This window comes from Gordonia sp. UBA5067, assembly GCF_002414845.1.
Lineage (GTDB): Bacteria > Actinomycetota > Actinomycetes > Mycobacteriales > Mycobacteriaceae > Gordonia > Gordonia defluvii.
Genome location: NZ_DIAX01000066.1, coordinates 39,232 through 63,912 on the forward strand (window position 1 = coordinate 39,232; position 24,681 = coordinate 63,912).

At 67.7% G+C, this 24,681-nt stretch carries 27 protein-coding genes and 1 pseudogene; 24 read left to right on the forward strand and 4 right to left on the reverse strand.

Annotated features, from left to right (window positions below; translation table 11 throughout):
• The first annotated feature begins 82 nt into the window (after positions 1-82).
• The 7 genes from rpmJ (at position 83) to truA (ending at position 4,427) form a co-directional block, all read left to right on the forward strand.
• The gene (rpmJ, locus tag B4M62_RS11430) at positions 83-196 is read left to right on the forward strand and encodes a 50S ribosomal protein L36 (RefSeq protein WP_005207978.1); all 114 of its coding nucleotides are present in this window, start codon (positions 83-85) and stop codon (positions 194-196) included.
• A gap of 191 nt (positions 197-387) precedes the next feature.
• Complete coding sequence (gene rpsM / locus B4M62_RS11435; protein WP_290712799.1) at positions 388-756, forward strand: 30S ribosomal protein S13; 369 nt, start codon at positions 388-390, stop codon at positions 754-756.
• A complete protein-coding gene (gene rpsK / locus B4M62_RS11440; protein WP_161928745.1) occupies positions 756-1,163 on the forward strand; it encodes a 30S ribosomal protein S11 in 408 nt (135 codons plus the stop codon). The genes rpsM and rpsK overlap by 1 nt, the downstream gene beginning before the upstream one ends.
• Positions 1,164-1,185: 22 nt before the next feature.
• Positions 1,186-1,791, forward strand: a complete 606-nt coding sequence (gene rpsD, locus B4M62_RS11445; protein ID WP_290712807.1) for a 30S ribosomal protein S4 — start codon at positions 1,186-1,188, stop codon at positions 1,789-1,791.
• Positions 1,792-1,876: 85 nt separating this feature from the next.
• Positions 1,877-2,926 (forward strand): DNA-directed RNA polymerase subunit alpha, encoded by a 1,050-nt coding sequence (locus B4M62_RS11450; RefSeq protein WP_290712810.1) that lies wholly within the window; start codon positions 1,877-1,879, stop codon positions 2,924-2,926.
• Between the two features lie 58 nt (positions 2,927-2,984).
• Complete coding sequence (rplQ, locus tag B4M62_RS11455; RefSeq protein WP_290712813.1) at positions 2,985-3,503, forward strand: 50S ribosomal protein L17; 519 nt, start codon at positions 2,985-2,987, stop codon at positions 3,501-3,503.
• Between the two features lie 18 nt (positions 3,504-3,521).
• Positions 3,522-4,427 (forward strand): tRNA pseudouridine(38-40) synthase TruA, encoded by a 906-nt coding sequence (gene truA, locus B4M62_RS11460; protein WP_290712965.1) that lies wholly within the window; start codon positions 3,522-3,524, stop codon positions 4,425-4,427.
• Here truA and B4M62_RS11465 read toward each other — a convergent pair.
• On the reverse strand, positions 4,331-5,431 hold the full coding sequence (locus tag B4M62_RS11465; RefSeq protein WP_290712816.1) for an alpha/beta fold hydrolase: 1,101 nt from the start codon (positions 5,429-5,431) through the stop codon (positions 4,331-4,333). The genes truA and B4M62_RS11465 overlap by 97 nt on opposite strands.
• Positions 5,432-5,626: 195 nt before the next feature.
• Between B4M62_RS11465 and B4M62_RS11470 the strand changes: the two genes are divergently transcribed.
• From B4M62_RS11470 to B4M62_RS11525, 12 genes are all read left to right on the forward strand, one after another.
• A complete protein-coding gene (locus B4M62_RS11470) occupies positions 5,627-5,965 on the forward strand; it encodes a hypothetical protein (RefSeq protein WP_290712819.1) in 339 nt (112 codons plus the stop codon).
• Positions 5,938-6,288 (forward strand): YbaB/EbfC family nucleoid-associated protein, encoded by a 351-nt coding sequence (locus B4M62_RS11475; RefSeq protein ID WP_290712822.1) that lies wholly within the window; start codon positions 5,938-5,940, stop codon positions 6,286-6,288. Before B4M62_RS11470 ends, B4M62_RS11475 begins: the two co-directional genes overlap by 28 nt.
• Positions 6,289-6,303: 15 nt before the next feature.
• Positions 6,304-6,606 carry a hypothetical protein gene (locus B4M62_RS11480; RefSeq protein WP_290712825.1) on the forward strand — a complete coding sequence of 101 codons (303 nt, stop codon included), beginning with the start codon at positions 6,304-6,306 and terminating at the stop codon, positions 6,604-6,606.
• On the forward strand, positions 6,603-8,009 hold the full coding sequence (locus tag B4M62_RS11485; protein ID WP_290712828.1) for a hypothetical protein: 1,407 nt from the start codon (positions 6,603-6,605) through the stop codon (positions 8,007-8,009). The genes B4M62_RS11480 and B4M62_RS11485 overlap by 4 nt, the downstream gene beginning before the upstream one ends.
• Entirely contained in the window at positions 8,006-8,302 is a 297-nt protein-coding gene (locus B4M62_RS11490; protein WP_290712831.1) for a PE domain-containing protein, read from the forward strand. Before B4M62_RS11485 ends, B4M62_RS11490 begins: the two co-directional genes overlap by 4 nt.
• 7 nt (positions 8,303-8,309) lie before the next feature.
• Positions 8,310-9,278 carry a PPE domain-containing protein gene (locus B4M62_RS11495; protein ID WP_290712834.1) on the forward strand — a complete coding sequence of 323 codons (969 nt, stop codon included), beginning with the start codon at positions 8,310-8,312 and terminating at the stop codon, positions 9,276-9,278.
• Positions 9,279-9,307: 29 nt separating this feature from the next.
• Positions 9,308-9,616, forward strand: a complete 309-nt coding sequence (locus tag B4M62_RS11500) for a WXG100 family type VII secretion target (RefSeq protein ID WP_290712837.1) — start codon at positions 9,308-9,310, stop codon at positions 9,614-9,616.
• Between the two features lie 30 nt (positions 9,617-9,646).
• A complete protein-coding gene (locus B4M62_RS11505) occupies positions 9,647-9,940 on the forward strand; it encodes a WXG100 family type VII secretion target (RefSeq protein WP_290712840.1) in 294 nt (97 codons plus the stop codon).
• Positions 9,941-10,069: 129 nt separating this feature from the next.
• A complete protein-coding gene (locus B4M62_RS11510) occupies positions 10,070-11,026 on the forward strand; it encodes a cation diffusion facilitator family transporter (RefSeq protein ID WP_290712843.1) in 957 nt (318 codons plus the stop codon).
• Positions 11,023-12,549, forward strand: coding sequence for an APC family permease (locus B4M62_RS11515; protein ID WP_290712846.1), 1,527 nt, complete (start codon positions 11,023-11,025; stop codon positions 12,547-12,549). The genes B4M62_RS11510 and B4M62_RS11515 overlap by 4 nt, the downstream gene beginning before the upstream one ends.
• A 60-nt stretch (positions 12,550-12,609) precedes the next feature.
• Positions 12,610-14,103, forward strand: a complete 1,494-nt coding sequence (gene ahcY / locus B4M62_RS11520; protein ID WP_290712850.1) for an adenosylhomocysteinase — start codon at positions 12,610-12,612, stop codon at positions 14,101-14,103.
• A 14-nt stretch (positions 14,104-14,117) separates the two neighbouring features.
• Positions 14,118-14,510, forward strand: a complete 393-nt coding sequence (locus tag B4M62_RS11525) for a VOC family protein (protein ID WP_290712853.1) — start codon at positions 14,118-14,120, stop codon at positions 14,508-14,510.
• 56 nt (positions 14,511-14,566) lie between these two features.
• Here B4M62_RS11525 and B4M62_RS11530 read toward each other — a convergent pair whose 3' ends face one another.
• Positions 14,567-15,208, reverse strand: coding sequence for a dTMP kinase (locus B4M62_RS11530; protein ID WP_290712855.1), 642 nt, complete (start codon positions 15,206-15,208; stop codon positions 14,567-14,569).
• A gap of 96 nt (positions 15,209-15,304) precedes the next feature.
• On the opposite strand from B4M62_RS11530, the gene mtrA reads away from it, so the two are divergent.
• Genes mtrA through B4M62_RS11545 form a run of 3 tightly spaced genes read left to right on the forward strand, consistent with a single transcriptional unit; the run spans position 15,305 to position 19,415 of the window.
• Complete coding sequence (mtrA, locus tag B4M62_RS11535; RefSeq protein ID WP_290712858.1) at positions 15,305-15,991, forward strand: MtrAB system response regulator MtrA; 687 nt, start codon at positions 15,305-15,307, stop codon at positions 15,989-15,991.
• Positions 15,988-17,655 (forward strand): MtrAB system histidine kinase MtrB, encoded by a 1,668-nt coding sequence (gene mtrB, locus B4M62_RS11540; protein ID WP_414651831.1) that lies wholly within the window; start codon positions 15,988-15,990, stop codon positions 17,653-17,655. Before mtrA ends, mtrB begins: the two co-directional genes overlap by 4 nt.
• The gene (locus tag B4M62_RS11545) at positions 17,652-19,415 is read left to right on the forward strand and encodes an LpqB family beta-propeller domain-containing protein (RefSeq protein ID WP_290712861.1); all 1,764 of its coding nucleotides are present in this window, start codon (positions 17,652-17,654) and stop codon (positions 19,413-19,415) included. Before mtrB ends, B4M62_RS11545 begins: the two co-directional genes overlap by 4 nt.
• 11 nt (positions 19,416-19,426) lie before the next feature.
• Here B4M62_RS11545 and B4M62_RS11550 read toward each other — a convergent pair whose 3' ends face one another.
• Both B4M62_RS11550 and B4M62_RS11555 read right to left on the reverse strand, forming a co-directional pair.
• A complete protein-coding gene (locus tag B4M62_RS11550; RefSeq protein WP_290712864.1) occupies positions 19,427-21,163 on the reverse strand; it encodes an acyl-CoA dehydrogenase family protein in 1,737 nt (578 codons plus the stop codon).
• A gap of 50 nt (positions 21,164-21,213) precedes the next feature.
• Positions 21,214-21,918: a ComF family protein gene (locus B4M62_RS11555; protein ID WP_290712867.1), complete on the reverse strand. Its 705-nt coding sequence runs from the start codon at positions 21,916-21,918 to the stop codon at positions 21,214-21,216.
• Positions 21,919-22,129: 211 nt separating this feature from the next.
• On the opposite strand from B4M62_RS11555, the gene hpf reads away from it, so the two are divergent.
• Together hpf and secA are read left to right on the forward strand one after the other, a co-directional pair.
• Entirely contained in the window at positions 22,130-22,876 is a 747-nt protein-coding gene (hpf, locus tag B4M62_RS11560) for a ribosome hibernation-promoting factor, HPF/YfiA family (protein ID WP_290712870.1), read from the forward strand.
• Positions 22,877-23,008: 132 nt separating this feature from the next.
• Positions 23,009-24,681, forward strand: a pseudogene (gene secA, locus B4M62_RS11565) (preprotein translocase subunit SecA); the annotation flags it as partial.

Below are 24,681 nucleotides of genomic sequence, written 5' to 3' on the forward strand. Positions count from 1 at the left end.
TCGCAGAACTGCCGTCGGGAAACATCAGCGGGTTGCGCGGGGTTTCGCGCCGCCCGCGGACAAGAAAACAGGAGAAGCTGACGTGAAGGTCCAGCCGAGCGTCAAGCCGATCTGTGAGAAGTGCAAGGTGATCCGCCGCAACGGCCGGGTCATGGTGATCTGCGAAAACCTGCGCCACAAGCAGCGCCAGGGCTGATCAGCGCCCTTCCACCGGTCGCTTGGCCGAACAGTGACAACTGAATATCGAGACAACTGAATACTCTGACGAACTTCCAGCACCAGCGGGCACATCCGAGTACCCGCCCACCCCCGGTTCAGAGGCCGGGGCCCGACAGCGAGCGGGACGGACTGGGAGCAGACCTCTGAAAATGAGAAGGAATTGAACACATGGCACGTGTTGCCGGTGTCGATCTCCCCCGCGAGAAGCGGCTGGAGATCGCACTTACCTACATCTACGGGGTGGGTCGCACCACTTCCAAGGAGATCCTTGCGGGAACCGGCCTGTCGCCGGACCTGCGTGCAAAGGACCTGACCGACGCTGATGTCGCCAAACTGCGCGAGTACATCGAAGCGTCGGTGAAGGTCGAGGGTGACCTGCGCCGCGAGGTGCAGGCCGACATCCGTCGCAAGATCGAGATCAGCTGCTACCAGGGTCTGCGTCACCGTCGCGGCCTTCCGGTCCACGGTCAGCGCACCAAGACCAATGCCCGCACGCGCAAGGGCCCGAAGAAGACCATCGCCGGGAAGAAGAAGTAATGCCTCCTAAGTCACGTAGCGCTGGCCCCAAGAAGGGCACCCGCCGTCGCGAGAAGAAGAACGTTCCGCACGGCCATGCGCATATCAAGTCAACGTTCAACAACACGATCGTTTCGATCTGTGACCCCAGCGGCAATGTGATCAGCTGGGCGTCGTCGGGACATGTGGGCTTCAAGGGCTCGCGCAAGAGCACGCCGTTCGCCGCGCAGCTCGCCGCCGAGAACGCCGCCCGCAAGGCCCAGGAACACGGCGTCAAGAAGGTCGACGTCTTCGTCAAGGGCCCGGGTTCGGGTCGCGAGACGGCGATCCGTTCGCTGCAGGCCGCCGGACTCGAAGTCGGCACGATCTCCGATGTCACCCCCCAGCCGCACAACGGCTGCCGTCCGCCCAAGCGGCGCCGGGTTTAGCGGGAAAGGTTAGGACAAGAAAATGGCTCGTTATACCGGACCCGCAACTAAGAAGTCCCGCCGTCTGCGCGTCGACCTCGTCGGCGACGACAAGGCGTTTGAGCGTCGTCCCTACCCGCCCGGGCAGCATGGCCGTGCGCGGATCAAGGAGACCGAATACCTGTTGCAGCTGCAGGAGAAGCAGAAGGCCCGCTTCACCTACGGCGTAATGGAAAAGCAGTTCCGCCGCTACTATGAGGAGGCGAATCGCCGCACGGGTAAGACCGGTGACGAGTTGCTGAAGCTCCTTGAGACCCGGCTGGACAACGTGGTCTACCGCGCCGGGCTTGCCCGCACGCGCCGGCAGTCCCGTCAAATGGTCAGCCACGGCCACTTCACCGTCAACGGTGTGAAGGTCGATGTGCCCAGCTACCGCGTTGGTCAGTACGACATCATCGATGTCCGGCCGAAGTCGCTGGCCACCGTGCCCTTCCAGATCGCCAAGGAGATCCAGGGCGACCGGCCGGTGCCGGCGTGGCTGCAGGTCGTTCCGTCGACCCTGCGCATCCTCGTGCACAGTGTTCCCGAGCGCTCGCAGATCGTGGTGCCGCTCACCGAGCAGCTGATCGTCGAGTACTACTCGAAGTAGGCTTCCCCCGCCGTTCAGCAACCAGCTGTCCGGTCCACTTCTAGGCCGTCAAATAGTGGTCGGCCACAAGGAGAGAATCACACCAATGCTCATCTCACAGCGACCGACGTTGTCCGAAGAGGTCATCGCCGAGAACCGGTCGAAGTTCGTCATCGAACCGCTCGAGCCGGGCTTCGGTTACACCTTGGGCAACTCGTTGCGCCGCACGCTGCTCTCGTCCATCCCGGGCGCGGCAGTCACCAGTGTGCGCATCGACGGTGTCCTGCACGAGTTCACCACCGTGGCCGGCGTCAAGGAAGACGTCACCGAGATCATCATGAACCTCAAGGGTCTGGTGGTGTCCTCCGAGGAGGACGAGCCGGTCACCATGTACGTCCGTAAGCAGGGACCGGGTGACGTCACCGGCGCTGACATCGTGCCGCCGGCCGGTGTCATCGTGCATAATCCTGACCTGCACATCGCAACCCTCAACGACAAGGGCAAGCTCGAGATCGAGCTCGTCGTCGAGCGGGGCCGCGGCTACGTGCCGGCCGTGCAGAACAAGGCCAGCGGCGCCGAGATCGGCCGGATCCCGGTCGACTCGATCTACTCGCCGGTCCTCAAGGTGACCTACAAGGTCGAGGCGACCCGTGTCGAGCAGCGCACCGACTTCGATCGCCTGGTGCTCGACGTGGAGACTAAGAACTCGATCACCCCGCGCGACGCTCTGGCGTCGGCGGGTAAGACGCTGGTCGAGCTCTTCGGCCTGGCGCGCGAGCTCAACGTCGAAGCCGAGGGCATCGAGATCGGCCCATCGCCGATCGAGGCCGACCACATGGCATCGTTCAACCTCCCCATCGAGGATTTGGAGCTGACCGTGCGCAGCTACAACTGCCTCAAGCGTGAGGGCGTGCACACCGTCGGCGAGTTGGTCGCGCGGACCGAGTCCGATCTGCTGGACATCCGCAACTTCGGCCAGAAGTCGATTGACGAGGTCAAGGTGAAGCTGCACGCGATGGCGCTGTCCCTCAAGGACAGCCCGGCCAGCTTCGATCCGTCGCAGGTGGCGGGCTATGACCCGGCCACCGGTACGTGGTCCGATGATGCCGGCCTCGATGATGCCGGTGAGGATTTCGCTGAGACCGAGCAGCTGTAAGCGGCTCTACCAAACCCTGACCCACTCGTGAGAGTCGGTCACCTCTGAGGAGAAGACAATGCCCAAGCCCACCAAGGGTGCCCGCCTCGGCGGGTCGGCCAGCCACCAGAAGGCGATCCTGGCGAACCTCGCCACGTCGCTGTTTGAGCACGGCCGGATCACCACCACCGAGTCCAAGGCCAAGCGCCTGCGGCCGTACGCCGAGAAGCTCATCACCCATGCGAAGGCCGGCTCGCTCGCCGACCGTCGCCAGGTGCTGAAGGTCATCCGCGACAAGGACATCGTGCATGCCCTGTTCGCCGAGATCGGCCCGTCCTTCGCCGAGCGTCCGGGCGGCTATACACGCATCATCAAGACGCTGCCGCGCAAGGGTGACAATGCCCCGATGGCCGTGATCGAACTGGTTCGTGAGTCGACCGTCGCCACCGAGGCCAACCGCGCGAACCGCGTGGCCGCGTCGAAGAAGCCCGACGAGGCTGCTGAGGCGAAGGCCGACGAGGCTGCTGAGGCGAAGGCCGACGAGGCTGCTGAGGCGAAGGCCGACGAGGCTGCTGAGGCGAAGGCCGACGAGGACTAGTCGCCAGTCGATCAGCGGATCGTCGTGACCGATTCGACAACGGCAGACCCCGCCACCGATGCCGGTGGCGGGGTTTGCCGTCTGCGCTTGGTGGCCGGCTACGACGGCACCGACTTCAGTGGCTGGGCAATTCAACCGGGCCGCCGGACGGTGGCCGGCGTGCTCACCGAGGCGCTGGGCACGGTGCTCCGTGAGCCGGTGCGCCTGACTGTGGCGGGCCGGACCGACGCCGGAGTCCACGCCACCGGCCAGGTCGCGCATTTCGAGGTCGCGCGGCCCGCGCTGGACACGCGGTCGATCCACGGTGATCCGTCGACCCTGGTACGGCGGTTGGCCAAGATGCTGCCCGACGACGTGCGAGTCAAGCACATCGACGAGGTGCCGGCCGATTTCGACGCCCGGTTCTCGGCGCTCCGCCGCCACTACGAATACCGGCTCGCCGATGCCGATTGGGGTCCTGAACCGGTCGTCGCGCGGACCACGGCGAGTTGGCCGCGCCCGCTGGACGTCGAGCGGCTGAACGCCGCGTCGGCGCGGCTGATCGGGTTGAACGACTTCGCGGCGTTCTGCCGCTTCCGTCCGGGTTCGACGACCATTCGGCACCTGCAGGCCTTCGACTGGTGCCGCGACGACGACGGGCTGCTGCGCGGCCGGGTCACCGCCGACGCGTTCTGCTGGTCGATGGTGCGCTCGTTGGTGGGGGCCGTCGCCACCGTGGGCGAGGGACGCCGGGAGGTGGGCTGGTGCGCCGCACTGCTGGGCGATCGGGTCCGCAGCGCGCAGGTGCCGGTCGCCCAGGCGCGCGGGCTGTGCCTGGTAGGGGTCGACTACCCCGCGCCGTCGCAGTGGGCTGCGCGCAACGAGACGACTCGGGGCCTGCGCGACTTCCCGGAGGTAGGTCGATCGGGCTGCTGTGGCGGCTGATCGGCCGCGGTCCTGGTCCTGCCAGGGCCGGCGCCCTTGAGCAGGGTGGTGCGCCAGGCCCGCCGGTCAAAAGCGCTGGAGCTCGTCGATCTGATGAAGCCGTCGACGAGTCGGGCGAAGCGGTCGGGTTCATCGCGAAACGGGAAGTGCCCACATCCGGCGAAAGTCTCGAGGGTGGCCCCGGCCATCGCCGTCCGAGCGATCTCGGCGTGCCGATACGGGATCACCGTGTCGTCGGTGCCCCACACGATGAGAACCCCGATGGCAGACGTGAGATAGCTGCGATCAAGCATCGACACATGCTGGCCGCGCCAATCGACGACCGAGCGCAGCGTGCGCCCGAAGGCGGCCCGGGCGTCGGGGGCGCTCAGGTCACGAAGGATCCGGATGAGCTCGGACCGGTCCCGCAGGTGCCGATTGGGTGACAGACTCTCGGCCGGACCGAGTAGCGACGGTGCGGCGGCAAGGAGGCGGGCCAGCGCGTCGAGTCCGGCCACCGCGCCGGGCAGCCGCAGCAGCGCCAGTGCTTGGCCGGCGCCGGGCAGTGTGGCCAGGCGCAAGGCGGGCGACACGTCTCGCGTGACACCACCGGCCGAAACCAGCACCAGGCGCGACACCAGCGCGGGGTATTGGTAGCAGACCTGCATGGCCACACCGCCGCCGAGCGAATGGCCGACGATGGTTACCCGTTCGTGGCCGAGGACGCACAGCAGGTCGCGCACCCCGTTGGCAAAGGCGGCGACGGAATAGTCTGCGCGCGGTTTGTCGGAGAATCCGTGGCCGAGCAGATCGGGGGCAATGACCGTGTACTCGGCGGCGAGCCGCCTCATGATGGGCTCCCAGGTCGATGAGTTGTCGCCGATGCCGTGGACCAGGACGACGACCGGGCCACTGCCCGCGATGCGGTAGGCACGTCGATAGCCGTGAATCGTGCGGTAGCGCAACCGGATCCGCGGTTGATCGGTAACGGGGGCCGGGCGGGCATGGATGACGTCGATCGTCATGGCGGGCTCCTAGTTTCGACGTGGTCGGTTGAGTCAACCGCATGCGACGGCGCTTCACACGGTCGGTAGCGCCGAAGTAGCACGGTGTTTACGGCGGGAAACATTGGGCCAACCCCGCGGGGGTGGGGGAACCGTTTCGGGCTCCGGTGCGTCTAATCCCATACGCGGCGAAACGCGCCGCCCGGGGGAGGGGCAATGGAAACCGGAACGCTGGACTGGGTTGATTCGCGGTACACGACGAGATCGCGATCGGGGGCGATCACCGTCACGACGACCGCGCAGGGACTGCCCGTGGCGGTGCGCCTGACGGATTCGGCGATGGGGTTGGGGGCCGACACGCTCGCCGCACGCATCCTCGCACTCTGTGGGGAGGGCCGGATCGCTGCCGGCGTCGCGCTGCGGGAGGCGGTCGCCGCCCAAGGCGTCGGCGACGAGGTGCTCGACATGATGGGCCTGGCCACCGCCGAAGATCTCGCCCGCGCCCAGTCGGCCGACGACGCGCGGGCGTGCGCGCCGCACTCCTGGCTGCGGTGACCATGGCGAACCCCGAGTTGGAGGAGATGCTGGTCCGCGCGTACTCGGCGATCGGCGCGATGGCCGACCTGTCCGATGCCTATGGCGCGATCCGCGGTGAGAGCAGTGATGCGCGTCGACTGGTGACCGCCCGGACCGACGGATCTGGTGCGCTCGTCGGCATGGAGATCGACGGCGCTGCGATGCGCCTCGCCCCCAGAGAGCTGGGCGACCTCATCACCGCCACGGCCATGATCGCGGCGCAGCGGGCGTACGCACAGCGGGCGGCGCTGACCGATGAATTCAATCGGGACTTCGCCGAACTCGCCGGCCACAACGAGTGACAGGGAGAAACAGAGATGAGTTCTTTGATGATGGTCGGGGAGGCCGTCGACGGACTGGCCGCCACCTCGGCGACGATGGGAACCGCGCTGGCCGCCGCCGGTGGTGTCAACGCGGCTGCGAACACAACCGCGATGGTCGCGGTCTTCGGTCTGGTCGGCCAGGAGTTTGTCGCGGCCTTCGCCGGTGCGCAGGCCGCCCACCTGGCGGCCGTCGGCAGTCTCGCGGCGGTGCACGCCGGTACGGCGGCCGCGATGCTTGCCGGCTCAGCCGCGTTTGCCGCCGCCGATGCGACCGGAGCGGCCACGGTGTCGCGATGAGTGGTCTTCCGATGAGTGGTGTCGAGGCGTCGGCGAGTGTCGTGCCGGCGTCGGCGAACCTCACCGTCGACGGTGCGCTGCGGGCGGTGGGACTCGGCCCGGCGCTGGACACCCCGATCGCCGAGGTCCTGCGCTCCCTGCGACTGCCGCCGCTCCCGGCGTTGCCGCCCGTGCCACCGCTGCCCGGCCTGCCGCCGCTTCCGGTGCTGGACCTGGGTGCGCTGCTGAAGCCGCTGACCGACCTGCTGGGCGCCTTCGGCACCGGGGACCTCGCGGGCGCGGGGGACCTGGGAAAAGTCTTCTCCGGCCTGTCGGAGCTGCTGGATCTCACGATCTCGGGGACCACCTCGGTCCTCAAGGCCGTCGACACCGTGTGGGCCGGCACCGCGGCAACCACTGCCGCGACAAAGATGGGCCGGACGGCGGCTGAGACGGGTGTCGTGTCGCAGCAGGGGGCCGCCATGTCTGTCGATATCGGTGCGGCGGGAACCATCGTCGCGGGTGGGCTGGCGGCGCTGCAGGCGGTCATCGCCAAGACGGTGGGACTCCTCAGCGCGGCGATGGTATTCATCTGGACCCCGCCGGGGCAGGCGGCTGCGCTGGCGGCGATCAGCGCCGGTATCGCCGAAGGGGCCGCAGTCGTCGCCGCGACGAAGGCCCAGCTGCTGGCGCCGACCGCCACGATGGTCGCCCACGGTGCGCCGGTGCCGATCAGCGGTGCACCGGCGGGTGCCCTCTCCCCGTTCGCCATCGCCGCGTCCGCGCTCGAGGCCGCAGCGGTTCCACTCAAGACGGCCACGGGCGTGCTCGGCTCGGCCCTGGCGGCCGCATCGAGCAGCAATACCGGCTCGGCGAAGACGACCCCGAGCGTCGACAACCGGGACGGGCGACGCGACGCGACCCCGGAACCATGCTGCCCGGCCGACGCGCACAAGGTCGGTGCGGCCGGCGTCGGCGGCGCACATACCCGGGGCCTGGGCGGCGCGGGCCAGGGCGGGGGAGCCCGCGTCGGCGGCCTGGGTGACGCCGGCAACCGTGAGGTCACCGCGCGATATGCGGCGCGCACCGCCGGTCTCGGCGGAACCGAACCTGCCGGAGCGGTGGCCGCGTCCACGCCGGCGCCGAGTCAGGCCGGAGTGCTCGGATCCGGTGGCACGGTCGCACCGATGGCCGGGGTGGGGGCGATGGGCGGTGCCCACGCGGTCGGGCGGGTGATCGGCGGATCTCCCGTCGTGCTCAAGTCCCCGGACGCCGTCGCCGAGTGCGAGCGGGCCTGCGCCCCGGCGGTGTTCGGCGACGACGGCCGGCCATCGGCCCATGGACCCGACGACACCGGCTTGGGTCCGGTAGATGACGCGGCGGCGGCACGGCTCGCCGCACTGAGAGAGGAATTGTTGTCATGACATCGAATCTGCGCGCAAACCCCGATGGGCTGGCCGGCGTCGGCGCCGCGCTCAACCGGATTGCCGACCGGCTGGCCCACATCGTCGACGAGGCGACGGTTCGCACGCCGCTGGCGGCCGGCAACGACGAGGTGAGTCGCCGGGTGGCGGCGAAGCTGGTGTGCGCGGCTAGCGATATCGAGGCCGACCTGACCGGCGGGGCACGTGCGCTGCGCGAGTTCGCCGCCATAGTCCAGGCGCAGGCGGATGCGCTTAGCGCGGCCGACGCGACGGCACTGACCCCGCTGGAGTGAGCCCATCATGACCACGAGAGTCGGCTTCACCGGCGTCGACTGGGCGACCCGGCGTCCCGATCAGCTGCGCACCGATCTGATGGCTGGTCCTGGGGCGGCGCCGCTGTGGCACTGTGCGCAGTCCTGGGCCGACCTTGCCGGCGACCTCGACGCACTGGTCACCGCGACGCGGCGGTCCATTCAGGACTTGCAGGCGGAGTGGGACTCGACGGGAGCGGCAGCCGCGCGCCGCGCAGTGGCCGGCGTGCCGGGGTGGCTCGACGCCCTGGCACATCGGGCTCGACAGCAGAGCGAACTGGTCCGCGGTGCCGCCGGCGCCGCCGAAACCGCCCGACTCGCGATGCCCGCCGCCTCGGCGATCGACGATGCGCGGGCCCGGCTGAGCACTGTCGCCGCGGCTATGACCGGCGGTATTGCTGCGGCCCAGCGGGCCGGGGCAGAGCTGGCCGTCACCACCGCGCGCGTGATGGCCGACTATGAGCGCGACTGTACCCCGGTCGTGACGGCGCCACCGCGATCCGATCGGGTCCCAGTGCTCGTGCGAGACACGAGCGGATCCTCGGCCGCGAGAGTCGAGTCGTCGAAATGTGGCTCGTCGTCGGCGGGCGCGATACCGGCGGGCTTGGCCGCGATGCCGCCCCGGGTGCTGGGGACGTTCCGGACCGTCGGGCTCGGGAACCGGGGAACCCGATGGTCCGCCGCGGCGCGCACCACCGACGTCGACCGGCCGGCGCAGCCCGGTGTTGCGCCGCGCCGCGACGCGCCGCCCGGCCCCGTCGGCCCGATCGCGGGCGCGCCAACGGTGGCAGCCGGGCGCACCGCGCCCACCGCCGCATCGATCTCCGCCGGGGCGGTCGAGGCATCACCGCCGAGCACGGCCGCGGCAGAGCCGCTGACCTGGGTGCAGCTCGCGACCGGAGACCAGGTGCGGGTTGCCGACCCCACCGCTACGAACTCGGCACACACACCCGTGTGAGCCGACCCGAAGAATGAAGGGGGAACACCATGCCCGGATCAGGGCTCAACCTCGACGTCGCCGCCTCGATGGCATCGGCCAAGTCGGTGGCCGGAATCGTCGACGAGATGCAGCAGGTCATCCGCGCCATCCAGACGGCGTCGCAGAACGCGGCCACCACCTGGAAGGGGCGTGCGTCGGGCGCCTACGACACGACACACGCAGACTGGAACGCGAGCGCAACCAAGCTGAACCTGGCCCTCGAGGACATCAAGGCCAAGCTCACCTCCTCCTTCGCCGGGTACGGCGATGAGGACGACTCGGGCGCCACCACGATCGCCGGTTCACTGGCCGTCTGATCCCAACCGCAGAAGTAAGGAGCAACCAAAATGAGTGTCATTCAATACGATTTCGCCGCCCTCGACACGCTCACCGGGGATCTGAACAGGAACTTCGCCCGCCTCGAACAATTGTCGGGTCAGTTACGCACCCAAGTCAACGCCCTCGCATCGCAGTGGCAATCGGTACAAGGCGCACAGGCGTATGGGGAAGCGCAACAACACTGGGACCGGGTGTTCGACGAGTCGCGGGGCCGGTTGAACAATCTGAGCAACGCCGTGTCGAAGGCGTCGTCGACGATGGGCAACACCGACCTGCGGGTGGGGCGCACTTTCGCTGTGTAATTGCCGGGGGGCCGTCGTCGTCCACTCGGGCGGCGGCGGGTCCCGCGCGGCATTGCGCCGTCGCCCGATGGGTCGACGGAGCGGCAGGTAGTCTTTGCGAATCATCCGCTCGCAACACGAGGTGACACGTTGTCGACTGAAGGATCCAAGAAGGCGATCATCGCCGCATTGACGGCAAACGCCGGTATCGCCGCGGCAAAATTTGTCGGCTGGGCGGTCACCGGTTCGTCGTCAATGCTCGCCGAGGGTGTGCACTCAGTCGCCGATACCTCCAACCAGGCGCTATTGCTCCTCGGACAGAAGCGGGCGGGCAAGGAAGCAGACAAGCTCCATCCGTTCGGCTACGGACGTGCTCGTTACTTCTACTCGTTCATCGTTGCCCTGGTGCTGTTCACCCTTGGCTCGTTGTTCGCTTTGTACGAGGGCTATCAAAAGATCAGGCATGCCCACGATCATGAGCTGAGCTCGCCGGTCATCGCAGTGGTGATCCTCGTATTCGCAATCGCACTGGAGAGCTACAGCTTCCGCACCGCGGTCCGCGAATCGAAGCCGCTGAAGGGCCGCGCCAGCTGGTGGCGGTTCATCCGTACCTCCCGCACACCAGAACTCCCCGTCGTGCTCCTGGAGGACGCCGGCGCATTGGTCGGCCTCCTGCTGGCGCTCATCGGCGTCGGCCTGACCTGGCTTACCGGAAATGGGTTGTGGGACGGCCTCGGCACAGTCGGGATCGGCCTGTTGCTCGGTATCATTGCCATTGTCCTGATCATCGAGATGAAGAGCCTGCTACTCGGCGAAGGGGCCACCCCGGATGAGGAACGCGCCATTGTCGCGGCGATCGACGCGGAGCCCAACGTGCAGCGGGTCATCCATCTGAAGACGCAGTACCTCGGGCCGGAAGAACTGCTGGTCGGCGTGAAGGTCGCGATTCCCGGAACCAAGCACGCGTCGACGATCGCGCGCACCATCGACTCGGCTGAGGCGGCGATTCGCCAGGCGGTGCCGCACGCCCGGGTCATCTATATCGAGCCCGACATCGACCGCGGCACCGACGCCGACGGTGATGCCGACGAAGGCAGGCAGCGATGAGAAATTCGTTCACACGGACCAAATCCATCGAGCAGTCGATGGCCGACACCGACGATCCCGACACCAGGCTGCGCCGCGACCTCAGCGCCTGGGACCTGACCGTCTTCGGGGTCGCGGTCGTGATCGGTGCCGGAATCTTCACCCTGACCGCGCGGACCGCGGGCAACGTCGCCGGGCCGTCGGTGTCCATCGCCTTCGTCGTCGCCGCCGTCACCTGTGGCCTGGCCGCGCTGTGCTACGCGGAGTTCGCCTCAACCGTGCCGGTCGCCGGCAGTGCCTACACGTTCTCCTATGCGACATTCGGGGAATTCGTGGCCTGGATCATCGGGTGGGACCTGATCCTCGAACTCGCCCTCGCCAGTTCGGTCGTGGCCAAGGGCTGGTCGCTCTACCTGGGCAAGGTGCTCGGTTCCGACGGGGCCGCCGTCGTTCGCGTGGGCTCGATCGACGTCGACTGGGGGGCGGTGGTCCTCATTGCCGTGCTGACAACGCTCCTGGCCCTGGGGACGAAGCTGTCGTCCCGGGTGTCGCTGGTGATCACCGCCATCAAAGTCGGTGTCGTCCTGTTGGTGATCGTTGTCGGCCTGTTCTACATCTCGCCGAAGAACTACCACCCGTTCGTCCCGCCCGCGACGACGGGCTCGCACGGGGAGGGCATTCATCAGACGGTGTTCTCGTGGATGACCGGAGCGACGGGGAGCAGCTTCGGCTGGTACGGCCTGCTGGCCGCTGCGTCGCTGGTTTTCTTCGCGTTCATCGGGTTCGATGTGATCGCCACCACCGCGGAGGAGACCAAGAACCCGGCGCGCGACATGCCGCGCGGCATCCTCGGTTCGCTGGCGATTGTCACGGTCCTCTACGTCGGTGTCTCCATCGTGCTCAGCGGCATGGTCCCGTACACCGACCTCGCCGATAAGCGCGGGCCGAACAACGAGCTCGTCCAATCGACCTTGTCGACCGCATTCAAGGCGCACGGGGTCACCTGGGCCGAGTGGGTGATCAACCTCGGCGCCCTGGCCGGTTTGACGACCGTGGTGATGGTCCTGCTCCTCGGGCAGACCCGTATCGGGTTCGCGATGGCCCGTGACGGCCTCTTCCCGCCGAGCCTGGCCAAGACCGGGACGCGCGGCACGCCCGTGCGCATGACCATCATCGTCGGAGTGGTCGCGGCCCTGCTGGCCGCCTTCTTCGACATGTTCGCGCTGGAGCAGATGGTGAATATCGGCACCCTCTTCGCGTTCGTGCTGGTGTGCATCGGCGTGATCATCCTGCGCAAGACGCGGCCAGACCTGCCGCGTGGATTCCGGGTTCCACTGGTCCCGTTCACACCGATCATCGCCGTGATCGCCTGCGGCTGGCTGATGCTCAACCTGTCACTCGAGACCTGGCTGCGTTTCGTCATCTGGATGGCGGTGGGACTGGTGGTCTATGTCGCTTACGGCCGCAAGCATTCGGTGTTGGCGCGGCGCGAGCGCGGGGAGCTGCCCGCGTGGAACGACAAGCAGTCCGACACGATAGCCTGATCGGGACTTACCGCACCGCCCGGCCACGTTCGGCCCGGGAGGAACCGATTAGGGGAGTAAATGAGCCTCGTGTCCAAGGCCACGCCGACCGCTGACCGCCGCAATGGAATCGACTTCAAGGTCGCCGACCTGGGGGACGCGGCATTCGGCCGTACCGAGATCAGGCTCGCGGAGCACGAGATGCCCGGGCTGATGGAGTTGCGCAGCGAATATGCCGGCGTGCAGCCGCTGCGGGGGGCGCGGATTTCCGGCTCGCTGCACATGACGATCCAGACCGCGGTGTTGATCGAGACCCTCGTCGCCCTCGGCGCCGAGGTGCGCTGGGCGTCCTGCAACATCTTCTCCACCCAGGACCATGCGGCGGCGGCCGTCGTCATCGGTCCGAACGGCACCGTCGACGAGCCGACGGGTGTCCCGGTGTTCGCCTGGAAGGGCGAGACACTCGAGGAGTACTGGTGGTGCGCAGAGCAGATGCTGACCTGGCCGGCTGGCGCGGACGGCAATCCGGCGCCGGCCAACATGATCCTCGACGACGGCGGGGACGCGACGATGCTCGTCCTCCGCGGCGCCGAGTTCGAGAAGGCCGGGGTCGTCCCGCCTGCCAGCGACGATCACTCTGCCGAGTACAAAGTCTTCCTCGACCTGCTGCGCGCCGGCTTCGAACAGGACAAGGACAAGTGGACGACGATCGCCGAGTCCATCCGCGGCGTCACCGAGGAGACCACGACCGGGGTCCTTCGTCTCTACCAATTCGCCGCGGCCGGTGACCTGTCCTTCCCGGCGATCAACGTCAACGACTCGGTCACGAAGAGCAAATTCGACAACAAATACGGCACCCGGCATTCGCTGATCGACGGCATCAACCGCGGCACAGATGTACTCATCGGCGGCAAGAAGGTGCTGATTTGCGGTTACGGCGATGTCGGCAAGGGGTGTGCGGAATCCCTCGCCGGACAGGGCGCCCGGGTGCAGGTCACCGAGATCGACCCGATCAACGCGTTGCAGGCCCTCATGGACGGCTTCGACGTGGTGACCGTCGACGAGGCCATCAGCGCGGCGGACATCGTGATCACCGCGACCGGCAACCTTGGGATCATCACCTTCGAGCACATGGCGAAGATGAAGAACCAGGCGATCCTGGGCAACATCGGCCACTTCGACAATGAGATCGACATGGCGGGACTGGAGTCCGCGCCGGGGCTGACCCGAATCGTGGTCAAGCCGCAGGTCGATCAGTGGGTCTTTCCCGACGGTCACAGCATCATCGTGCTGAGCGAGGGCCGCCTGCTGAACCTGGGCAATGCTACCGGTCACCCGTCGTTTGTGATGAGCAACAGCTTCTCCAACCAGGTCATCGCGCAGATCGAGCTGTGGACCAAGAACGACGAATACGACAACGAGGTCTACCGACTGCCCAAGCATCTCGACGAGAAGGTGGCGCGGATCCATGTCGAGGCGCTCGGCGGATCCTTGACGAAGCTGTCCAAGGAGCAGGCGGAGTACATCGGCGTCGATGTCGAAGGACCCTACAAGCCCGAGCACTACCGCTACTAGGCCCCGGAGCCGGCATGGTCGAGATCCTGAGCAGCCGCCTGCTGCTGCGGCCCGCCGACTACCAGAAGACCCTGGCCTTCTACCGGGATGCGTTGGGGCTGGCGGTCTACCGCGAGTACCCCGGCGGGACGGTCTTCTTCGCGGGGCAGGGGCTGATCGAGATCGCGGGCCATCGTTCGCCGGTGGCGCCGGCGCCAGCCGGGCGGCCGGCGGCCGACATCTGGTTGCAGGTGCGCGATATCGCTACTGCGCGGGCACAAGTGGAGGCTGCCGGAGTTCGGATCGCCCGTGACGCACGGACCGAGCCGTGGGGCCTGATCGAGATGTGGCTGACCGATCCCGACGGGGTGCCGGTCGTCCTCGTGGAAGTGCCCGCCGGGCATCCGCTGCGCAGCGATCAGCGCTGACGACGTTCAGCACCGAGCGGGTTCAGTGCTGAGAAGGTGTCAGCACCGAGGCGGTGTCAGCGGAGCAGATCTTGTGCCAGGTCCGGCTCCGGTGCGCCGGACAGTATTCGCCACGGCGAAACCCACTGTGCCGCGGCCAGGCCGCGGTAGGCCTCGTCCACGCGTTCCTGAAGTGTCGAGTCGCGCTCGTAGCGGTCCCGGTCGCGACTCGCGTCGCCGGCCGCCCGGGACACCGCTCGCTGGGCGGCGAGGGCTACCGGCACGCCGAGGAACAGCTGATGATCGGGAACCGGTAGGCCGAACCGGTCGAATTCCAGGGCGCGCACCCATTCGGTCGCCGCCACCGCCTCGCGCACCGAGTTGTCGGCGAGGCGGGCGGCGGTGTAAGCGGCGTTCGACGCCGCGTACCGGTCGGCGATGACCACGTCGTAGTCGTCGATCAGCTCGCGAAGTCGCCGCGCACAATCGCGGCGATCGAGGGCGAAGAGCAGGGCCATTGCGTAGGCACTCTGCGACAGGTCGCCATGTCCGCCGCGCAGGGCCTCGGCGGTGAGATCGGCGTGGATCGACTCGCCATAGCGCGGGAAGGCGACTGTCGCCACCCGGACGCCGCCGGTCTCCCATTGCCGGCGCAGCCCCTCGACGAGGGTGCGCTTACCTGCTCCGTCGATTCCCTCGACGGCGATGAACGTGGCCACGGTCTGGATCCTAGACGCGCCACCGCAGGCCAGCGATTCGTGCGGTCGTCGGGTTCGGCGCGTCGGTACCGGCCAACAGGTCACGGAAGTGTCACTATGGACCGCATGAAGCCACGTGTCCTGGTCGTCGACGACGACGCCGCGCTTGCGGAGATGCTGACCATCGTGCTTCGCGGTGAGGGCTTCGAGCCATTCCACGTCGCCGACGGGACCCAGGCGCTTACCGCGGTGCGCGAAGTTCGACCCGATCTGGTGCTGCTAGATCTGATGCTGCCGGGAATGAACGGAATCGACGTCTGCCGCGTGCTGCGGCAGGACTCCGGCGTGCCGATCGTCATGCTGACGGCCAAGACCGACACCGTCGACGTGGTACTGGGGCTCGAGTCCGGCGCCGACGACTACATGGTCAAGCCGTTCAAGCCGAAAGAACTGATCGCACGCATCCGGGCCCGGCTGCGTCGAACCGACGACGAACCCGCCGAGATGCTGTCCATCGGTCCGGTGGAGATCGACGTGCCGGCGCACAAGGTGACGCGTGACGGGGCGCAGATCTCGTTGACGCCGCTCGAATTCGATCTGCTCGTGGCGCTGGCCCGCAAGCCCCGCCAGGTGTTCACCCGCGATGTGTTGCTGGAGCAGGTGTGGGGTTACCGCCACCCGGCTGATACGCGACTGGTGAACGTGCACGTGCAGCGCCTGCGCGCCAAGGTGGAGACTGATCCGGAGAACCCCGAGATCGTCCTGACCGTGAGGGGTGTCGGCTACAAAGCCGGGCCGCCGTGACCGAGCGTTCCGGGCGGGGGCGAGCCCCCCGTCCGCGCCGCCCCAACAGTGCGACCGCCAGACTGCGCCGAACCCTGACCCGGATCGGCAACAGTTTTGGCGGCGTGTGGCGGCGCTCCCTACAACTGCGCGTTATCGTGTCGACACTCGTCCTCTCGCTCGTCGTCTTGGTGGTCTTGGGCTTCGTCCTCATGTCGCAGATCACCAACAGCCTGTTGGACGCGAAGCTGGTCGCCGCCGGCGAGGAGATTGATCGCGCCCGCGTCGTCGTCGAGCGCGACCTGGCGAGTCCCGACCCGAGCACTCCGGTGATCACCCGGCTGCGCCAGACGCGGGCCCTGTTGACCGAACGCGACACCGGCGAATCCGGTACCGGTTCGCGCGCGGTGGGCGCATTCGACACTGTGCTGCTGGTGCGCGGCCCGGGCAGCGGCGGCGCCGTCACCGGCGTCGGGCCGGTCGGCGCGATACCGGCGAACCTGCGGACGATGGTGCAGAGCGGACAGGTTGCCTACCAGTATTCGACCGTGGAGACGACCGACGGCGCGAACACAGCGGCCCTGCTGGTCGGTAGCCCGACCAATGCGGCGATCCCCGGCCTCGAGATCTACCTGGTGTTTCCGTTGACGGCTGAAGAGGACACGGTGAAACTCGTCTTCCGAACGCTCTTCACCGGCGGCGTGGTCCTGCTCGGCCTGCTGACGGCCATCGCATGGCTGGTGTCGCGGCAGGTGGTGCTGCCGGTGCGCTCGGCGGCGCGGGTCGCCGTTCGGTTCGCCGCCGGCCAGCTGTCCGAGCGGATGCCGGTGCGCGGCGAAGACGATATGGCCCGGCTGGCGGTGGCCTTCAACGATATGGCCGAGAGCCTGCAGCGCCAGATCGCGCACCTCGAAGAATTCGGCGGTCTGCAACGACAGTTCACCTCGGATGTGTCGCACGAGCTGCGCACACCGTTGACGACGGTGCGGATGGCATCGGATCTGCTCTACGACGGCCGCGACGATCTTGACCCGGTGCGCAAGCGGTCGGTCGAACTCCTCGACAAGGAGCTCGACCGGTTCGAGACGCTCCTCAACGAGCTCCTCGAGATCTCCCGCCATGACGCGGGGATGGCCGAGCTCGCGGCTGAGCACATGTCGATGTCCATCCCGATCGACGGGGCACTGCAGACCGTGCGCCACCTCGCCGACGAAACCGGGACCGAGCTTGTTGTCGACCTCCCCGAGGAGCCGGTCATCGCGGAGATCGATCCCCGCCGCGTGGAACGGATTCTGCGCAACCTGCTGGCCAACGCCATCGATCATTCCGAGCAGCGTCCCGTCACGCTCACGATGCGAACCGACGGCGATGCGGTGGCGGTGACCGTTCGCGACCGTGGCGTCGGATTGCGCCCTGGAGAGGAGAAGTTGGTGTTCAACCGATTCTGGCGCTCGGACCCGTCGAGGTACCGCCGCTCCGGCGGCACCGGCCTCGGCTTGGCGATCAGCGTGGAGGACGCCAATCTGCACTCGGGGCGGCTGGAGGCGTGGGGCGAGCCGGGGCAGGGCTCGAACTTCCGTCTCACCCTGCCGCTCAAACGCGGCCACAAGGTGCTCGGCAGTCCATTGCCGCTCCGGCCGCTCGACGTGCGTTCGGGCCCGGCCCCCAGCGGCGGCTCGCGATGACGGTCGCGCGCGCCCGCGGGGTGCTGGTGGCAGTGCTGGCGGTCGTGGCGGTCGTGGCCACCGGCTGCGTGGTGATCCCCAACGACTCGTCGCCGCAGCCGTTGAAGACTTTCGAGCGGCGTCCCGACGCCAAGCCGCTGCCCAAGCCGGATGCTGCGATGGATCCGGAGGCGCTGGTGCGCGCATTTCTGAGGGCGACCGCCGACCCCACCGCAGCCCACTCCGCAGCGCGGGCCTTCCTCACCCCCGCGAACGGGTCCCGGTGGGATGACCGCGGCGACTCGGCGGTGTTGAGCAATGTCAGCGTGCTGGTGGATTCGCGCACCGACACCGCGGCGACGGTGCGCATCATCGGGGACAACACGGCCTCCCTGAAGGTCAACGGCCAGCTGCTGCCGGCCACGGGCCGGGTGGAGGCCACGGTTCGGCTCACCCGCACGCCGCTGGGCTGGCGCATCGACGGGCCGCCGCCCCCCGCAGTGCTGATTGATCGCACCCAGTTCGAGGCGACCTACCGGCTGGTCACCCTCTTTTTCGCGGACCGCAGTCGCGCACGGCTTATCGGCGACCCGCGGTGGTTCTATATCGGGCAGACCGGAACGGCGTCGGTCGTCGCGCGATTGCTCGCCGGCCCCAGCCTGGACCTGGTGGGCGCCACCACGTCGGCGATACCGGCGCAGACCGAAGTCGGCGAGGTGGCCCGCCGGGAGGCCGGCGGGGTGCGGATCGATCTCCGGCGCGCGGGAACACCGAATGCCGCTGATCGCGCATTGATGGCCGCCCAACTGGTGTGGACGTTGAACAGTGTCGACGCGCCGGCGCCGTACGAGATCACGCTGGACGGGGCGCCGCTGCTACCGGACCGCCCCGAGGGGATAAGGCTCGCCGATGTGCAGCGTTACTCGCCGACGGCCTCATCGGGCCAGACTGATCGGCTGGATGTGATCAGCAACGGCCGGCTGCAGAGCGTCGTCGACGGCAAGCTGACGCCGGTGGGCGGGAACCTCAACGACGGCGCCCAAATCGCCTCGGCGAGTTTGAGTAGCGACCGATCCCGGGTGGCCGCGGTTCGCTCACCACGGCCGGTAGCACCCGCCGCGCCCGTCGAGACGCCACCGGGCGGGCCCCGCGCCCAACTGGTCACCGGACGCTACGACGGCCCGGTGCAGCCGTTGGCGTCGGGCACCTCGATCACCCGGCCGGCGTTTGGTGCGGATGGCGATGTGTGGGCAGTGGTGGACGGCCGGCCGACGCGCTGGGTGAGCGATGAAACCGGGGGGCACACCGCGGTCGCCGACACGGCCGCGCTGTCGGCGCTGGCCCACGGGCCGATCACCGATCTGCAGGTGTCGCCCGACGGTGTCCGAGTGGCGCTCATCGTTGCCGGTCAAGTGTTGTTCGCGGTGATCGAGGAACGCGACGGCCGGCAAGTCGACCTCGCTCATCCGCGGTTTGCGGCGTACAACATCGGCAACCGGGCCGTCGCCCTCGACTGGGCGTCGCCGACGACGCTGGTCGTCGCGCGCGACGCCACCGAGTCACCGGTCACCCAGGTGCCGGTGTCGGGGCTGCCCGCCGTCGGGCTGGCGTCGGGCAACCTGGCTCCGCCGGTGCACGCCGTCGCGGCGAACCTGTCGTCGATCTATGTTGCCGATACCCGGGGCGTGCTCGTGTTGTCGACCAGTTCGGGCGACCGCGACCAGACCTGGGCCGACGTGCCCGCGGCAAAGGGTCCCGAGATGGCCCCGGTGCTGCCGTAGCAGGTGTGGCGTCAGGGCATCTCGTACGCGCCGTCGAACGAGCGGACCGTCTCCCACACCCGCTGGTAGCGATCCGCGTCGACCGCCGGGCGCGCGATGGCGCCCAGTGCCCAGGCCTGCTGCGCCTCGGTCGCCGCCGTCTTGCCGTGCAGCGCGACGGCGTATGCGGAGAAGTCTTGGACCGCAACCGCGAAGATCTGATCCAGGATCGCGTCGTCGAGCCCGATGATCTCAGCCTGCTCGAGGATCAACTGCCCGTAGACGATGAGCGAGAACAGGTGCCCGAGGATGAGCAGGAAGTCCAGTTCCTCGAGTTGTTCGGCACTCGGCGCGGCCGTCGTGAGCAGGTCGGCGAGGGCTTTCGCCTGTTCGTAGAACAGTGCCACGTTGGGCTGTGCCGCATTGCGCTCATAGGCCTGCGTCCAGTCGTCGAATTGGACCTGTCCGGCGCCGCCGAGCGGCCCCTGGGCGAAGAAGAACGCGTCGTCGGTGGCGTCGGGACGCGGCGGGACCGCGGGGTACTGTGCCGGGCGGAACAGATAGTTCGGCATGAACTTCACAATTTGGGACACGTTGACGTGGACGGTTCCCTCCAGCCGGGGCAGCCAGCCCGCGAATCGGTTCACCTGCTGGAAGAAGGTGCGCTTCTCGTAGCCCTTGGCCGCGACGACATCGAGCAGCAGGGTGACGACCCGTTCACCCTCGGAGGTGACCTTCGACTTGGTCAGCGGATTGAACAGGAGATAGCGGCGGTCGTCGCGGCTCGCGCTCCGGAAGTAGTCGATCGCCCGGGTGCTGAACAGCTTCATCGCGACCAGCCGGGTAAACGCTTCGACGAAGTTGGCCTGGACGTGGGAGAAGTCGGTGACGCGCCGGCCGTAGAGGATCCGGTTGTTGGCGTGGGTGATCGCCTCGTAGAACGCGTGCTCGCACAAGCCGACCGAGGCGCTGCACAGGTTGAACTTGCCGATGTTGACCGTGTTGAGGGCCGCGGCGAACGCATCCTTGCCGGTGTGCAGGACGTCGCCGGCCGCCACCGGATAGTTCGTCAGGGCGAAGGTGCTGACGTACATCTGGCCGTGGATGACGCTCTCGATGAGGTGATAGTCCGGATGCCGGGCGTCGGCGACGAAGAAGACGTAGGCGTCTGGGCCCTCACGGTCGGTGCGCCGCCCGAACACCGACACCATGCCCGCCACGTTGCCGTTGCCGATGTAGTACTTCTCCCCGGATGCGGTAAATCCGCCGGCGCCATCCGGCGTGAGCAGCATGTCGGTGTTGTACAGATCTGCCCCGTGGGACTGCTCGGAAAGCCCGAACGCCATGACCCCGCCGGCATTGAGCTGCTGGGCGGCCCGGCGTTTGGCGGCGTCGTTGGCGCTCATCCAGATCGGCCCGAGTCCGAGAATGGTGACTTGCTCGGCGTACCAGTAGCTCAGCCCGTAGAACGCGAGGATCTCGCTGAGGGCGGCATTGCGCGCGGCATCCCACCGGCGATTCGGGTGGCCGTCGGCGTAGGCGGCCGGGGTCAAGAAGGTCGCGAACAGATTCTCCCGGTGGACGAACCCGAGAAAGTCGTCGATCCACTCGGCATCCCGATCGCGCCGCAGCAGTTCCTGCTTGCCGACGCCTTCGAAGTAGTCGATGGTGGCGCGGAGCAGACGACGAGTCTCGTCGTCGAACTGCGCTGGATCGTAGGTGCGCGGGTTGAGGAGCAGTTCGCGGACGGGCGTCGTGGATGTCGACATACGGTGAACCTACCAACGGCCGCGCCCCGGCGGAACCTGTCTGCCGGTCTTCAATCGGCGGCCGCGAGTACGACGACGGCCGAGACGGCCACGCCAGACCGGTGCAGCGCCCCGATGGACTCGGCGACGGTGACTCCGGTGGTGACGACGTCGTCAACGAGGACGATGGCGGGCCGGGCCGAAAACGCCGGTGGGAGTGGGTGATCGGTGCGCAGCCGGATCGCGCCGCGCAGGTTCTCGACCCGGGCGCCGGCCGACAGTCCGGCGGAGTCGTGGACCCACCCACTCGTGCGCAGCAGACGGGTGACGCCGACGCCGGGACCCAGGTGCTGTGCGGCGGCGCGGCAATAGGCCTCGACGGGATCGCCGCCGCGGCGCCGGGCGGCGGCCAGTCGGGTGGGTGCGGGGATCAACAGCAGGCGGTCGGCGTCGGGGAGTTCGCCCCAGCGCGCCAGGGTGATCAGCGACCGGGCCAGGGCGCCGCCGAGTGGCTCGACGAGGTCCCGGCGCCCGTGCTCCTTGGCGGCGATGATCGCACTGCGCAGCGGGCCGCGGTAGGGCCCGCACGCCCACACGCCGACTGGTACCGGCGTACGGGGGAGGACGCGCCGGGGATCGTCGGCGAGGTGCTGCGCGCAGCAATCGCACCACGGCGATCCGGGCGATCGGCAGCCCCCGCAGACGACGGGCAGCACAAGGTCGACCAGCGCGCCAAACAACGCCCCGGATGAGAATCGGTGCCCTGATTCATCCAAGCGAGTCCCCCTCGACACCATCACACCACTGTCGGCGCGCGCGGTGAGGCAAAACCTGGCAGGGGTGTGCCGAGGGGACTACCGTCGGAATCACCATTCCCACTCCGGTCGCAGCAGCGACGACAAGGAGGTGAGGCCGCCGCCACTTCAGTGTCAGCTGCCCGGCTGGCACGCACCGCATCGAGTCGTTCCGCCAGTAGGAGGAAGTTGTATGTCGTCTGTTATTCACCGCAAAGGTCAGCGCGAGTCCAAGGCCGGTCGGCGTGAGGAGGAGCAGCCTTTCGACGCGCAGGCGGCGTTCGCCCGCCCGCCGGGCACGGTGGTCTCCCAAAACCCGGTCGAGCCGAATGCGGCAGTCAACTTCTCCGGTCGCAACGTGGAAATCCCCGACCATTATCGCGAGTACGTGGTGGACAAACTGGCCCGCCTTGAACGCCTGGACCCGGCGATCTTCCGGTTCGACGTGCAGCTGTATCACGAGCGCAACCGCCGACAATCCAAAGCGTGTCAGCAGGTCGAGGTCACCGCGACCGGCAAAGGTCCGGTGGTCCGCTCGCAGGCGGGCGGCGACAACTTTTATGCGGCGCTCGAACTGGCGCTGGACCGGATGAATTCGCGACTGCGCCGGGCCAAGACGCGCCGCGAGGTCCATTACGGGTTGCGCACCCCGACATCATTGGCCGAGGCAACCGCCACGGGTGCGGGAGACTTGGCGGGCAGCGCGGCGGCGTCGATCGCCGATGCCGATCTCGACCACTACCCGGTTGACGACCACGAACCAGGGCAGATCGTGCGAATCAAGGAACACCCGGCGGTGCCGATGACGGTTGACGACGCGCTTTACGAGATGGAACTCGTCGGGCACGACTTCTTCCTGTTTTACGACAAGGAGTCCGATCAGCCGTCGGTGGTGTACCGCCGCCACGCGTTCGACTATGGCCTGCTACGCCTGACCTGATCGCCGCCGAGTCGACGCGCTGGCGCACCGAGTCCCAGTGTTCCGTACCATGTCAAAGGGCCCGATCTGAGCGCTCCGACTCGGGGCGCTCAGATCGGGCGAGACACTCACGGTTAACACAAGGGATTGCCAGTGCTGAACAAGCTGCTCCGCGTCGGCGAAGGCCGGATGGTCAAGCGACTCGACGTGATCGCCGGTCACGTCGAAGCGCTTGAAGACGAGACCGCCGCGCTCACCGACGATGAACTGCGGGCCAAGACCGACGAATTCAAGGAGCGGCTCGCCGATGGCGAGACACTTGACGAGTTGTTGCCCGAGGCGTTTGCAGTAGCCCGTGAAGCGGCCTGGCGCGTCTTGGACCAGAAGCACTTCCACGTCCAGATCATGGGTGGCGCGGCGCTGCACTTCGGCAATATCGCCGAGATGAAGACCGGTGAGGGCAAAACCCTGACCTGTGTACTGCCGGCCTACCTGAACGCGCTCGCCGGCAAGGGGGTGCACGTGGTGACGGTGAACGACTACCTCGCCAAGCGCGACTCGGAGTGGATGGGTCGCGTGCACCGATTCCTCGGCCTGGAGACCGACGTGATCCTGTCGGCGATGTCGCCGGAGGCGCGCAAGCGCGCCTACGACGCCGATATCACCTACGGCACCAACAATGAGTTCGGCTTCGACTACCTGCGCGACAACATGGCCCACGCCCTCGACCAGCAGGTACAGCGCGGCCACACCTTCGGCATCGTCGACGAGGTCGACTCGATCCTCATCGACGAGGCCCGCACCCCGTTGATCATCTCCGGCCCCGCAGACTCGTCGAGCAAGTGGTACGTCGAGTTCGCCCGACTGGCCCCGCTGATGAAGAAGGACGTGCACTACGAGGTCGATATCAAGAAGAAGACCATCGGCGTGCACGAAGTCGGGGTCTCCTTCGTCGAAGACCAGTTGGGCGTCGAGAATCTCTACGACGCGGCGAATTCGCAGCTGGTCGGGTACCTGAACAACTCCATCAAGGTCAAGGAACTCTTTCACCGGGACAAGGACTACATCGTCCGCAACGGCGAGGTCGTCATCGTCGACGAGTTCACCGGACGCGTCCTCGACGGCCGGCGCTTCAATGAGGGCCTGCACCAGGCGATCGAGGCGAAAGAGGGCGTCGAAGTCCAGGCCGAAAACCAGACGCTGGCCACGATCACCCTGCAGAACTACTTCCGCATGTACGACAAGCTGGCCGGAATGACGGGTACCGCCGACACCGAGGCCGCCGAGTTCGACCAGATCTACAAGCTGGGCGTCCTGCCGATCCCGACCAATAAGCCGATGATCCGCAAGGATCAGACCGACCTGATCTACAAGACCGAAGAGGCGAAGTTCGACGCGGTCGTCGACGACATCGCCGAGCGGCACGAGAAGGGTCAACCGGTGCTGATCGGTACAACGAGCGTGGAGCGCTCGGAGTACCTGTCGCGCCAGCTGCAGCGGCGCAAGATCCCGCACAACGTGCTGAACGCGAAGTTCCACGAGCAGGAGGCGCAGATCATTGCCGAGGCGGGGCAGGTCGGCGCGGTCACCGTCGCGACCAACATGGCCGGTCGTGGCACCGACGTCGTGCTCGGCGGCAACGCGGACATCATCGCCGACAGCCGGCTGCGCAAGGCGGGCCTGGACCCGGTGCACACGCCCGAGGAGTACGAGGCCGCGTGGGACGAGGCGATCACCCTGGCGCGGGAGAATGCCGAGCGGGAGGCCGATAGGGTCCGCGCCGCCGGTGGCCTGTACGTGTTGGGCACCGAGCGGCACGAGTCGCG

Excerpts from the sequence above, each read along its gene's own strand:
- rpsM (WP_290712799.1), top strand. The coding sequence starts at position 388 with ATGGCACGTGTTGCCGGTGTCGATCTCCCCCGCGAGAAGCGGCTGGAG.
- rpsK (WP_161928745.1), top strand. The coding sequence starts at position 756 with ATGCCTCCTAAGTCACGTAGCGCTGGCCCCAAGAAGGGCACCCGCCGT.
- rpsD (WP_290712807.1), top strand. The coding sequence starts at position 1,186 with ATGGCTCGTTATACCGGACCCGCAACTAAGAAGTCCCGCCGTCTGCGC.
- B4M62_RS11450 (WP_290712810.1), top strand. The coding sequence starts at position 1,877 with ATGCTCATCTCACAGCGACCGACGTTGTCCGAAGAGGTCATCGCCGAG.
- rplQ (WP_290712813.1), top strand. The coding sequence starts at position 2,985 with ATGCCCAAGCCCACCAAGGGTGCCCGCCTCGGCGGGTCGGCCAGCCAC.
- B4M62_RS11465 (WP_290712816.1), bottom strand. The coding sequence starts at position 5,431 with ATGACGATCGACGTCATCCATGCCCGCCCGGCCCCCGTTACCGATCAA.
- B4M62_RS11470 (WP_290712819.1), top strand. The coding sequence starts at position 5,627 with ATGGAAACCGGAACGCTGGACTGGGTTGATTCGCGGTACACGACGAGA.
- B4M62_RS11480 (WP_290712825.1), top strand. The coding sequence starts at position 6,304 with ATGAGTTCTTTGATGATGGTCGGGGAGGCCGTCGACGGACTGGCCGCC.
- B4M62_RS11485 (WP_290712828.1), top strand. The coding sequence starts at position 6,603 with ATGAGTGGTCTTCCGATGAGTGGTGTCGAGGCGTCGGCGAGTGTCGTG.
- B4M62_RS11490 (WP_290712831.1), top strand. The coding sequence starts at position 8,006 with ATGACATCGAATCTGCGCGCAAACCCCGATGGGCTGGCCGGCGTCGGC.
- B4M62_RS11495 (WP_290712834.1), top strand. The coding sequence starts at position 8,310 with ATGACCACGAGAGTCGGCTTCACCGGCGTCGACTGGGCGACCCGGCGT.
- B4M62_RS11500 (WP_290712837.1), top strand. The coding sequence starts at position 9,308 with ATGCCCGGATCAGGGCTCAACCTCGACGTCGCCGCCTCGATGGCATCG.
- B4M62_RS11505 (WP_290712840.1), top strand. The coding sequence starts at position 9,647 with ATGAGTGTCATTCAATACGATTTCGCCGCCCTCGACACGCTCACCGGG.
- B4M62_RS11515 (WP_290712846.1), top strand. The coding sequence starts at position 11,023 with ATGAGAAATTCGTTCACACGGACCAAATCCATCGAGCAGTCGATGGCC.
- ahcY (WP_290712850.1), top strand. The coding sequence starts at position 12,610 with ATGAGCCTCGTGTCCAAGGCCACGCCGACCGCTGACCGCCGCAATGGA.
- B4M62_RS11525 (WP_290712853.1), top strand. The coding sequence starts at position 14,118 with ATGGTCGAGATCCTGAGCAGCCGCCTGCTGCTGCGGCCCGCCGACTAC.
- mtrA (WP_290712858.1), top strand. The coding sequence starts at position 15,305 with ATGGACCGCATGAAGCCACGTGTCCTGGTCGTCGACGACGACGCCGCG.
- B4M62_RS11545 (WP_290712861.1), top strand. The coding sequence starts at position 17,652 with ATGACGGTCGCGCGCGCCCGCGGGGTGCTGGTGGCAGTGCTGGCGGTC.
- B4M62_RS11550 (WP_290712864.1), bottom strand. The coding sequence starts at position 21,163 with ATGTCGACATCCACGACGCCCGTCCGCGAACTGCTCCTCAACCCGCGC.
- hpf (WP_290712870.1), top strand. The coding sequence starts at position 22,130 with ATGTCGTCTGTTATTCACCGCAAAGGTCAGCGCGAGTCCAAGGCCGGT.